9 protein-coding genes and 1 pseudogene are annotated in these 11,465 nt (G+C 60.9%); 1 reads left to right on the top strand and 9 read right to left on the bottom strand.

Going from position 1 to position 11,465, the window contains the following annotated elements; translation table 11 throughout:
- Positions 1 to 233: 233 nt before the first annotated feature.
- Entirely contained in the window at positions 234 to 1,118 is an 885-nt protein-coding gene (locus PMI36_RS00740; RefSeq protein WP_008076458.1) for an acyltransferase, read from the top strand.
- Position 1,119: 1 nt separating this feature from the next.
- On the opposite strand, the gene PMI36_RS00735 is transcribed toward PMI36_RS00740, so the two are convergent.
- The 9 genes and pseudogenes from PMI36_RS00735 to PMI36_RS32200 form a co-directional block, all read right to left on the bottom strand.
- On the bottom strand, positions 1,120 to 1,755 hold the full coding sequence (locus PMI36_RS00735; RefSeq protein WP_008076460.1) for a DUF2780 domain-containing protein: 636 nt from the start codon (positions 1,753 to 1,755) through the stop codon (positions 1,120 to 1,122).
- Positions 1,756 to 1,995: 240 nt separating this feature from the next.
- Entirely contained in the window at positions 1,996 to 3,195 is a 1,200-nt protein-coding gene (gene fdhA / locus PMI36_RS00730) for a formaldehyde dehydrogenase, glutathione-independent (protein WP_007907573.1), read from the bottom strand.
- A gap of 209 nt (positions 3,196 to 3,404) precedes the next feature.
- Positions 3,405 to 4,262, bottom strand: coding sequence for a formyltetrahydrofolate deformylase (gene purU / locus PMI36_RS00725; RefSeq protein ID WP_007907570.1), 858 nt, complete (start codon positions 4,260 to 4,262; stop codon positions 3,405 to 3,407).
- 205 nt (positions 4,263 to 4,467) lie between these two features.
- Entirely contained in the window at positions 4,468 to 5,100 is a 633-nt protein-coding gene (locus PMI36_RS00720) for a sarcosine oxidase subunit gamma (protein WP_007907568.1), read from the bottom strand.
- Positions 5,101 to 5,265: 165 nt separating this feature from the next.
- A complete protein-coding gene (locus PMI36_RS00715) occupies positions 5,266 to 8,283 on the bottom strand; it encodes a sarcosine oxidase subunit alpha (RefSeq protein WP_008076463.1) in 3,018 nt (1,005 codons plus the stop codon).
- A complete protein-coding gene (locus PMI36_RS00710) occupies positions 8,280 to 8,609 on the bottom strand; it encodes a sarcosine oxidase subunit delta (RefSeq protein WP_007907563.1) in 330 nt (109 codons plus the stop codon). Before PMI36_RS00710 ends, PMI36_RS00715 begins: the two co-directional genes overlap by 4 nt.
- A 14-nt stretch (positions 8,610 to 8,623) precedes the next feature.
- Positions 8,624 to 9,874 carry a sarcosine oxidase subunit beta gene (locus PMI36_RS00705; RefSeq protein WP_007907561.1) on the bottom strand — a complete coding sequence of 417 codons (1,251 nt, stop codon included), beginning with the start codon at positions 9,872 to 9,874 and terminating at the stop codon, positions 8,624 to 8,626.
- Positions 9,875 to 9,897: 23 nt separating this feature from the next.
- Positions 9,898 to 11,151, bottom strand: coding sequence for a serine hydroxymethyltransferase (gene glyA / locus PMI36_RS00700; RefSeq protein WP_008076466.1), 1,254 nt, complete (start codon positions 11,149 to 11,151; stop codon positions 9,898 to 9,900).
- A 133-nt stretch (positions 11,152 to 11,284) separates the two neighbouring features.
- A pseudogene (locus tag PMI36_RS32200) lies at positions 11,285 to 11,465 on the bottom strand (hypothetical protein); the annotation flags it as partial.

Consider the following 11,465-nt stretch of genomic DNA (forward strand, 5'->3'; position numbering starts at 1 on the left):
CCGCTGTGTGGATGATCGTTCCCATGCTCCGCGTGGGAATGCCTCATGTGACGCTCTGCGTCACGCTTTGGGGACGCGGAGCGTCCCGGGCTGCATTCCCACGCGGAGCGTGGGAACGATCGCTATGTCAGCCCAACATACCGCCGCAAACGTGAAACATTCGTCACCACCGATTTGGCCTGTCGCCTGAAGCTGCTTATCATGGCGCGCCCAAACGCTTTCAAGAGTGACTTATGCGCCGCCTGCTCACCGGCTGTTTCGTTACCCTGCTGCTATTGCTCAACACCTTGGTCCTGTTCGGGCCTTTGATGGTGTTCGCATTGCTCAAACTGATCCTGCCCGGGCGTTTTCGCGATTACGCTTCGGCGGCGGTGATGTGGATTGCCGAAACCTGGGCCGAGATCGACAAGCTGATCTTTCGTCTGTGCATCCCCACCCGATGGGACATCCGCGGTGGTGATGATTTGCGCCGCGACACCTCATATCTGGTGATCGGTAACCATCAATCCTGGGTCGACATCCCGGCGCTGATCCAGACGCTTAACCGGCGCACGCCGTTCTTCAAATTCTTCCTCAAGAAAGAACTGATCTGGGTGCCGTTCCTGGGCCTGGCCTGGTGGGCGTTGGACTATCCGTTCATGAAGCGCTACACCAAGGCGTTTCTGGCGAAGAACCCGGAGCTGGCTGGCAAGGACCTGGAGATAACCAAACAAGCCTGCGAGTTGTACAAGCGCCAACCGGTGACAGTGGTCAATTATCTGGAAGGCACTCGATACACCACAACGAAAAGCGCCCAGCAGCAGTCACCCTTCACCCACCTGCTCAAGCCCAAGGCTGGCGGCGTGGCTTTCGTGTTGGCGGCGATGGGCGAGCAGCTGGATGCCGTTCTCGATGTGACAGTGGTGTACCCGCAGCAGAAGATTCCGGGGTTCTGGGATTTGATCAGCGGCAACGTGCCCAGGATCATCATCGATATCCAGACGCGCGAACTGGACCCGGCGCTGTGGCAAGGCGATTACGAAAACGATCCGGCGTTTCGCGAACACGTCCAGAACTGGGTGAACCAGCTCTGGATCGAGAAGGACCGGCGCATCAAGGCCCTGCGCGCCGAGGGCTGACTCAGCTACCTATGCCGGTGCCGATGCCGGTGCCCCAGATTCCGCCAAGGTTTTGCAGCAGCGAACCGGCGACGCCTTGCTGACCGAGGTATTGCAGAATCACCGGGGCAAACAGGCCGATCATGCCGGTGTCCATGCCCAGGGCACTGAACGCGTTGTTCAGGTCCTTGGTGTCCTTGACGTTACCCAGCAAACCATTGAGCAAAGGGTTCTTGTCGACACCACCGCCGAGCAGCCCGCCCAGCCCACCCAGCCCGCTCAAGCCACTGAGGGCACTGTTGCCGGCGATCTGATCGAGGCCCGGCACATTCTTGCTCAGTTCGGTGAAGTCCTGGCCGCTGAGTTGGTTCCTGGCCAACCCCAGCATCGCACCGGCACCACCCAGGGCCTGTTCCGGCGTGACATTGAGCTGAGACCCCAGGGAAGTGAGCAAACCGGCAGCCTTGGGTAGCGCCGCCACGGCATCTTCGCTCTCGTCGCTCTCGTCGCTCTCATCGTCCTCGTTACCCTGCATCGCCGTAACCGCATTGGCCGCATCGCTGAGGCTGAACTGTGCAAAGGCCGGGCTCGCGGCCAGCGTCGTCAACGAAGCAACAGCCATGAGCGATGCCAGCGCAAAACCGCGTGAAACGTTCATCCAGACATCCTCTTGTGCCATGAGAACCACCCGGCAGGGCAGCAAAACTGCCGATTTGACCGGGCATCTGCTGGCATGTTCCCCCCCAGTCGTGGAACCCCGAATCCATACGATGAATGGCACGCCTGCTCCCGCCAAACAGGCCTGTGAACAACCCGGCAGAACCTGAAAGCGCAGGCTGCGATGCTCCATAAAAAAGGGCGACATCACTGTCGCCCTTTTCCCGTCTTGCTCCCAGCCTTACGCCGCGCTGAACATCTTGTGCGGATCGATCACAAACTTCTTCGGCACGCCCGCATCGAACTCGCCATAACCACGTGGCGCGTCATCCAGGCTGATGACTTCAACACCCACGATGTCAGCAATCTTGATGCGGTCCCACATGATCGCCTGCATCAGTTGGCGGTTGTACTTCATCACTGGCGTCTGGCCGGTGTGGAAGCTGTGGGATTTGGCCCAGCCCAGGCCGAAGCGAATGCTCAGGCTGCCCATTTTCGCGGCCGCATCCACAGCACCTGGATCTTCGGTCACGTACAGGCCAGGGATACCGATTTTGCCCGCCACGCGAACCACGCCCATCAGCGAGTTGAGCACGGTGGCCGGAGCCTCGTGCTTCACGCCGGCATGGCCGTGACCGCGAGCTTCGAAGCCTACGGCATCGACGGCGCAGTCCACTTCCGGTTCGCCCAACAGTGCAGCGATTTGTTCGTGCAGTGGGGTGTCTGTCGACAGGTCGGCGATTTCGAAACCCTGAGCCTTGGCATGGGCCAGGCGGATCGGGTTGACGTCACCGATGATCACCACCGCAGCCCCCAGCAGACGAGCGGAAGCGGCAGCTGCCAGGCCAACCGGGCCGGCGCCGGCGATGTACACGGTGCTGCCAGGGCCAACGCCGGCAGTCACTGCGCCGTGGTAACCAGTGGGCAGGATGTCGGAGAGACAGGTCAGGTCACGGATTTTTTCCATGGCCCGGTCGCGATCTGGAAGTTTCAGCAGGTTGAAGTCGGCATACGGCACAAACGCGTATTCGGCTTGGCCACCGGTCCAGTCACCCATGTCGACGTAACCATAGGCACCGCCCGGACGCGCCGGGTTAACGCTCAGGCAGACGCCAGTATGTTGCTCTTTGCACGAACGGCAACGGCCACAGGCAACGTTGAAAGGAACCGACACCAAGTCGCCGATCTGCAGGTTTTCGACACCGCTGCCCTTCTCGATCACTTCACCCGTGATCTCGTGGCCCAGCACCAGACCGGTCTGAGCGGTGGTACGCCCGCGCACCATGTGCTGATCGGAACCACAGATGTTGGTGGACACTACGCGCAGGATGACGCCGTGCTCGATCTTCCTGCCGCGCGGGTCCTGCATTTTGGGATAGTCGATTTTCTGTACTTCGACCTTGCCAGCGCCGAGATACACCACACCACGATTACCAGACATGCTTTCACCTCGCTGTTGTTTTTATGTAGCGGTCGCGTCGCCATGGATCGGCGGCGCGTTGATTGCTCGGGTTATTGCCTGTGTCTTTTTGCGTTGTTTGTCAGGGCCTCTTCGCGAGCAAGCCCGCTCCCACCCTTGATCGTGTGCGTAAGCAGAATTTGTGAACGGCACAAATCCAATGTGGGAGCGGGCTTGCCCGCGAAGGCGATCTAAAGAACGACCGTGCGATTGGCGTTCAAAAACACCCGTCGTTCAATGTGATAACCAACCGCCCGGGCCAGGGTCAGCCCTTCGATATCCCGCCCCTTGGCGATCAAATCTTCCGGGTAATGACTATGATCCACAGCCTCCACGCCCTGGGCGATGATCGGGCCTTCGTCCAGGTCGTTGTTGATGTAATGCGCCGTGGCGCCGACCAGTTTCACGCCCTTGTTGTAGGCCTGGTGATAGGGCTTGGCACCCTTGAAACCCGGCAGCAGGGAGTGATGAATGTTGATCGCCTTGCCGTCGAGTTTGCGGCACAGCTCTGGCGACAGAACCTGCATGTAGCGCGCAAGAATCACCAACTCGGCGCCAGACTCTTCGACCACCTGCCAGACCTGACGCTCCTGGGACGGCTTGTCGTTCGGGTCCAGGGGAAAGTGGTAGTACGGAATCTGATGCCAGTCGGCCAACGGCTTGAGGTCCGGGTGGTTGGAAACCACGGCGACCACGTCCATCGACAACTGGCCGATGCGCTGACGATAGAGCAAGTCATTGAGGCAGTGATCGGCCTTGGACACCATGATCACCACTTTCGGCCGGTGATGCGGCGGGGTCAGTTCGAAGACCATCCCGAAGGCGTCACCACGTTCCGCCAGACCTGCGCGAAAGGCTTGTTCGTCGAAGCCGTCGGGCTGACGGAATTCCACGCGAATGAAGAAACGGCCCGAGAGCCGGTCATCGAAGGAATGGTGTTCGGTGACGTAGCAGCCCTGCTCGAACAGAAAGCGGGTCACCGCATCCACGGTGCCGAGGACGCTAGGGCAATCGGCGGTCAGAATCCATGTGTCTGGTGCGCGGCTCATAGTGCGGTGACTCCTGTTCGAAAATACCTACGCGACTGCGAAGACCTGTGGCGAGGGAGCTTGCTCCCGCTGGGTTGCGAAGCGACCCCAAAATCAGCAACCGCATTCCTTCAGAAGGAACGCGGATTCAGGTTTCACGACTGCTTCGCAGCCGAGCGGGAGCAAGCTCCCTCGCCACAAAAGCAGTCATGACCACAACGCTGTGTTACGCCTGGACGCTAAGCCCGTACTCAGCCGCCGCATCCTGCAACCACAACCACCAGTAATCCGAGAAGCTGCGACGAATCAGCAGTTCCCAGGTGTCTTCGGCGGTGTGGCGGATCATCAATTGCGACTTGGCGAACACCGTGCCGACAGCCTTGCCCACTGGGAAGCTGTTGGGGTGCACGTCATAGCTGGTGGATTTCATCAGCACCTGGCGTACGTTCGGGCCGCTGAGTTCGAGGATCTGCTGGCCGCCGCTGACGTTGACGATCTGGATGTGCAGGTCGCCCAGTGCTTCACGGAGTTTTTTCTCGGCAGCGAATTCTTCACCGGTCGGCACGATCAGCAGCCATTCATCCGGCCCCATCCATTGCAAGCTGGTTTCGCCTTTGATCACCACGGTCAGTGCGGCTGGCAGTTCCAGGCCGAGGGCCTTGTGCACGCCGGCGGCGAACGCGGCATCGTGACCATCGCCACGGATGGTCAGGTGACCGAGGAGTTTTTTCTCACGCACGATCACGCCGGCGTTCTTGCGACCCTTGCCCACCAGGCTGGCGAGGTCGGCATGATGCAGCGACGACTCGGCCTTGGCCCCGGTGGTTGGGCGTTGTTGGTAAACATTGGCTGCGGTCATAAAGCACCTGTCTTGAATTCTGTTGGTTCCGGCCCTTGTGGTGGCTGTGCCGCCGCCTTCGCGAGCAAGCCCGCTCCCACATTCGACCGCGTCCCCCTGTGGGAGCGGGCTTGCTCGCGAATCAGACGACTCGGTGCAACTGCCCGCCCACAGGCCCCGAGGCCATTAAACGTTCTGGCGATCGCCTTTCGGATCGAAGAACACCGAAGAAACGATTTCCGCCTCGATCACGCTGCCGTCGGCCAGCGGTGCGAACACCCGCTCACCCATGCGCTTCAAGCCGCCCTTGACCACACCCATGGCAAACGAATAGCCCAGGGAGTTGTGCAGGTAACTGGAAGTCACGTGACCGACCATGGTCATCGGGATGGTTTGCTTGGTGTTGAACACCAGTTGCGCCCCTTCCGGCAGCCACTTGGTCGGATCGATCGGCTTCAGACCGACCAATTGTTTGCGCTGATCACGCACGCAGTCTTCGCGGTTCATGCCACGCCAGCCGATCCACGAGAACGGTTTGGTGCGACCGACACACCAGCCCATGTTCAGGTCGTCCGGGGTCATCGAGCTGTCAGTGTCCTGACCGACGATGATGAAGCCCTTCTCTGCCCGCAGAACGTGCATGGTTTCGGTGCCGTACGGGGTCAGGTTGTACTGCTTGCCGGCCTCGACGATTTTTTCCAGCACGCCCATGGCGTAGTCGGCCTGCACGTTGACTTCGTACGACAGCTCCCCGGTAAACGAAATCCGGAACACCCGCGCCGGCACACCACCGACCAGACCTTCTTTCCAGGTCATGAACGGGAAGGCTTCGTTGCTCAAGTCGATGTCGGTGACTTCGCTGAGCAGCTTGCGGCTGTTCGGCCCCGACAGGGTCATGGTCGCCCAGTGATCCGTCACGGAAGTGAAGTACACCTTCAGCTCTGGCCATTCGGTCTGGTGGTAGATTTCCAGCCATTGCAGCACGCGTGCAGCGCCGCCGGTGGTGGTGGTCATCACGAAATGGTTGTCGGCCAGGCATGCAGTCACGCCGTCGTCGAACACCATGCCGTCTTCTTTACACATCAGGCCGTAACGGGCCTTGCCCACGTCGAGTTTGGTCCAGGCGTTGGTGTAGATGCGGTTGAGGAACTCGCGCGAATCCGGGCCCTGGATGTCGATCTTGCCCAGGGTCGAAGCGTCCAGCAGACCGACGCTGTCGCGCACGGCTTTGCATTCGCGTTTTACCGCGGCGTGCAGGTCTTCACCGTTTTTCGGGAAGTACCAAGGACGTTTCCACTGACCGACGTCTTCGAATTCGGCACCGTTCTTCACGTGCCAGTGATGCAGTGCGGTGAAACGCACCGGCTCGAAGATGTGCCCACAGTGACGGCCGGCCACGGCGCCGAAAGTCACCGGCGTGTAGTTCGGGCGGAACATGGTGGTGCCCATCTGCGGGATGGTCACGTTCAGCGAACGGGCGGCGATGGCCAGACCGTTGACGTTGCCGAGCTTGCCCTGGTCAGTACCAAAACCCAGCGCGGTGTAGCGTTTGACGTGCTCGACCGACTCGAAGCCTTCGCGGGTCGCCAGTTCGATGGCGGCAGCGGTGACGTCGTTCTGCAGGTCGACGAATTGCTTCGGCGCACGGGCAGTGGCTTTTTCGTGCGGCACCTGGAACAGCGCCAAAGTTGGCTCTTCCAGACGGCTCAGGGCTTTGGGCAGTACGCCTTCGACCTTGCCGAAACCGGCTTCGCTGGCGGCGCGAGCACCACCTTCAAAACCATCGACCAGCGAATCGCCGAGACCGTAAACACCGTTGATGCCACCCACGCACACGCGTTTCTGCGGTGCTTCACCCGGTACGAAACCAAGGATATCTTCTCGCCAGATCGGCTTGCCGCCCAAGTGCGACGCCAGGTGAACCACCGGGCTATAACCGCCGGAACTGGCGACCAGGTCGCATTCGAGCCACTCGCCCGGGCTGGTCACGGTGTGTGCTTTTACGTCAATCGCGGCAACGCGAGCGGCAGTGACGTGCTTGCTGCCACGGGCCTCGATCACGGCGCTGCCGGTCAGGATGCGGATGCCTTTGGCGCGTGCCTCTTCCACCAGTGCACCACGCGGGTTGCTGCGGGCGTCGGCGATCGCGACCACTTGCAGGCTGGCATCGAGCCAATCCAGCGCTACGCGGTAGGCGTGGTCGTTGTTGGTCGACAGCACCAGTTTTTTGCCCGGAGCTACGCCGTAACGACGAACATAAGTCGACACAGCACCAGCGAGCATGTTGCCCGGCACGTCGTTGTTGCCGTAAACCAGTGGACGTTCGTGAGTACCGGTCGCCAGCACTACACGCTTGGCGCGAACCCGGTGGATGCGCTGACGCACCTGGCCAATCGGGGCACGGTCACCGAGGTGATCGGTGAGGCGCTCGTGAATGGTCAGGAAGTTATGGTCGTGGTAACCGTTGACCGTGGCGCGCGGCAACAGCAGCACGTCCGGGGTGTTTTTCAGCTCGGCGATGACGCTGGCGACCCATTCGGTGGCAGGCTTGCCGTCGAGGCTTTCGCGGGAATCGAGCAGGCTGCCGCCGAACTCTTCCTGCTCATCGGCCAGAATCACACGCGCACCGCTACGGGCAGCCGCCAGCGCAGCCGCCAGACCCGCAGGGCCAGCGCCGACGATCAGTACGTCGCAGTGCTGGTTCATGTAGTCGTAGGTGTCCGGATCGTTCTCGGTCGGCGAGCGGCCAAGGCCGGCAGCCTTACGAATGTACTTCTCGTAGGTCATCCAGAACGATTGCGGGTACATGAAGGTTTTGTAGTAGAAGCCCGGCGGCATCAGCTTGCCGCCGACCTTGCCGAGAATCCCCATCATGTCGTTGTTCACGCTTGGCCAGCCGTTGGTGCTGGTGGCGACCAGGCCTTGATACAGCGCTTGTTGCGTGGCGCGTACGTTCGGGATCTGCGTGGCTTCGGTCGCACCGATCTGCAGCACAGCGTTCGGCTCTTCGGCACCGGCGGCGAAGATGCCGCGCGGACGCGAGTACTTGAAGCTGCGGCCGATGATGTCGACACCGTTGGCCAGCAGGGCTGCAGCCAGGGAGTCGCCTTCAAAGCCTTTGTAGACCTGGCCGTTGAAGGTGAAGCTCAGCACTTTGTTGCGGTCGATGCGTCCGCCGTTGGACAGGCGATTGATCTGGCTCATACCTTCTCTCCCAGAGCCGTGGCGGCCGCTTTCGGGCTGTCGGTCTTGTCGGTGAACTGCGGCTTGGTGCCGATCTTGTAGGTTTCGAGAATCTCGTAGGTCACGGTGTCACGGGTGACGTTGAAGTACTGACGGCAACCGGCGACGTGATCCCACAGTTCGTGGTGCAGACCGCGAGGGTTGTCGCGGAAGAACATGTAGTCGCCCCACTCCTCGTCGGTGCAGCTGTTCGGGTCCAGTGGACGCGGGATGTGCGCCTGGCCGGATGCATGGAATTCCTCTTCGGAGCGCAGTTCGCCACAGTGAGGACAGAAGATATGCAACATAGGGATTTCTCCTGTTAGTGGGCGACTGCTGCAGCGCCGTGTTCGTCGATCAACGCACCGCTATGGAAACGGTCGATGGAGAAAGGTGCAGCCAATGGGTGCATTTCACCCTTGGCCAGACTCGCGGCAAACACGTTGCCTGAGCCAGGTGTTGCCTTGAAGCCACCGGTGCCCCAACCGCAGTTGAAGAACATGTTAGGTACCGGGGTTTTCGAGATGATCGGGCATGCGTCCGGCGTGGTGTCGACGATGCCGCCCCACTGACGGTTCATGCGTACGCGCGACAGCACCGGGAACATCTCGACGATGGCCTGGATGGTGTGCTCGATCACCGGGTACGAACCACGCTGGCCGTAGCCGTTGTAGCCGTCGATACCGGCGCCGATCACCAGGTCGCCCTTGTCGGACTGGCTGATGTAACCGTGTACGGCGTTGGACATGATCACGCTGTCGATAATCGGCTTGATCGGCTCGGACACCAGCGCTTGCAGCGGGTGCGACTCGATCGGCAGACGGAAACCGGCGAGTTTGGCCATGTGCCCGGAGTTACCGGCAGTGACCACACCGACGCGCTTGGCGCCGATGAAGCCCTTGTTGGTTTCAACACCGATGCACACGCCGTTTTCCTTGCGGAAACCGATCACTTCGGTTTGTTGAATCAGGTCCACGCCCAAGGCGTCGGCGGCACGGGCAAAGCCCCACGCCACGGCATCGTGACGGGCCACGCCGCCGCGACGCTGGACGGTTGCGCCCATCACCGGGTAGCGAGTGTTCTTGGAGCAGTCGAGGTACGGAATCTCGTCGGCTACCTGTTTGGCATCGAGCAGTTCGCCGTCCACGCCATTGAGGCGGTTGGCGCTGACCCGACGCTCGGAATCACGAATGTCTTGAAGCGTGTGGCACAGGTTGTAAACGCCACGCTGGGAGAACATCACGTTGTAGTTCAGGTCCTGGGACAGGCCTTCCCACAATTTCATCGCGTGTTCGTACAGGTGCGCCGACTCGTCCCACAGGTAGTTGGAGCGAACGATGGTGGTGTTGCGCGCGGTGTTACCGCCGCCCAGCCAGCCTTTCTCGACCACGGCCACGTTGGTGATGCCGTGTTCCTTGGCCAGGTAGTAGGCGGTCGCCAGACCATGCCCGCCACCGCCGACGATGACCACGTCATAGACCTTTTTCGGGGTCGGCGTGCGCCACATCTTCTGCCAGTTTTCATGATGGCTGAGGGAGTGTTTGAAGAGGCCGAAGCCCGAATAGCGTTGCATAGTCATTTACTCCAAAACCGCGCTCAGCGATAAACCGGGAAGTCCGCGCACAGGGCTGCCACTTGCTGCGCAACATTGGCCTCGACATCGGCGTCGCCGAGGTTGTCGAGGATGTCGCAGATCCAGCCGGCCAGTTCAACGCACTGGGTAACCTTGAAGCCGCGAGTGGTCACCGCCGGGGTGCCGATACGCAGGCCGGAGGTCACGAACGGCGACTGTGGATCATTCGGGACAGCGTTCTTGTTCACGGTGATGTGGGCGCGACCGAGTGCTGCGTCCGCCTCTTTACCGGTGAGGCCCTGACGAATCAGGCTGACCAGGAACAGGTGGTTATCGGTACCGCCGGACACTACATCGTAGCCGCGTTTGATAAATACGCCGGCCATGGCCTGGGCGTTGTCGATCACTTGTTGCTGGTAAGCCTTGAAGCCAGGCTCCAGCGCTTCCTTGAAGCACACGGCTTTACCGGCGATGACGTGCATCAGCGGGCCGCCCTGAGCGCCGGGGAACACGGCAGCGTTGAGCTTCTTCTCGATTTCTTCGTTGGCCTTGGCCAGGATCAGGCCACCACGCGGACCGCGCAGGGTCTTGTGGGTGGTGGTGGTGACCACGTCGGCGTAAGGCAGAGGGTTGGGGTACAGGCCGGCAGCGACCAGACCGGCCACGTGGGCCATGTCGACGAACAGCAGCGCACCGACCTTGTCGGCGATCTGACGGAAGCGTGGGAAGTCCAGGGTCTTGGAGTAGGCAGAGAAGCCGGCGACGATCATCTTCGGCTTGCACTCGACGGCCAGGCGCTCGACTTCGTCGTAATCGATCAGGCCGGTCTTGGTGTCGATGCCGTACTGCACGGCGTTGTACAGCTTGCCCGAGGACGACACTTTGGCGCCGTGAGTCAGGTGGCCGCCGTGGGCCAGGCTCATGCCCAGGATGGTGTCGCCGGCTTGCAGCAGGGCCAGGTACACGGCGCTGTTGGCCGAAGAGCCGGAGTGCGGCTGAACGTTGGCATAGTCGGCACCAAACAATTGCTTGGCGCGCTCGATGGCCAAGGCTTCGACCTTGTCGACGTGCTCGCAGCCACCGTAGTAGCGCTTGCCCGGATAGCCTTCAGCGTATTTGTTGGTCAGGCCGCTGCCTTGCGCTTCCATCACGCGCTTGCTGGTGTAGTTCTCGGACGCGATCAGCTCGATGTGATCTTCCTGGCGTTGCTCCTCGGCATTCATCGCCGCCAGCAGTGCATCGTCGTAACCTTTGATCTGGTCTTGCTTGCTGAACATCGCGTCTCTCCCAGCGGCATCTATGCGCCATTCGTCTCGGTAAGGCACTGGCGTTACGGCAGTGCCCTTTGGAAGCGATGGTATGACCGGCGCAGACAGGTCAAATGCCTATGGACGCCACGCAAAGGTGCGTTTACGACATGGCGAGAAATGGCATGCCGAACACAATCCTTGAAGCAGCCAGGATCCCCTGTGGGAGCGGGCTTGCTCGCGAATGCGGTTTGTCATCCGACACTGATGTTGACTGGCCCGGCGCATTCGCGAGCAAGCCCGCTCCCACAAGGTTTTGCGCGCCCCTGTAGGAGCTGCCGAAG

This window comes from Pseudomonas sp. GM79, from assembly GCF_000282495.1.
Lineage (GTDB): Bacteria > Pseudomonadota > Gammaproteobacteria > Pseudomonadales > Pseudomonadaceae > Aquipseudomonas.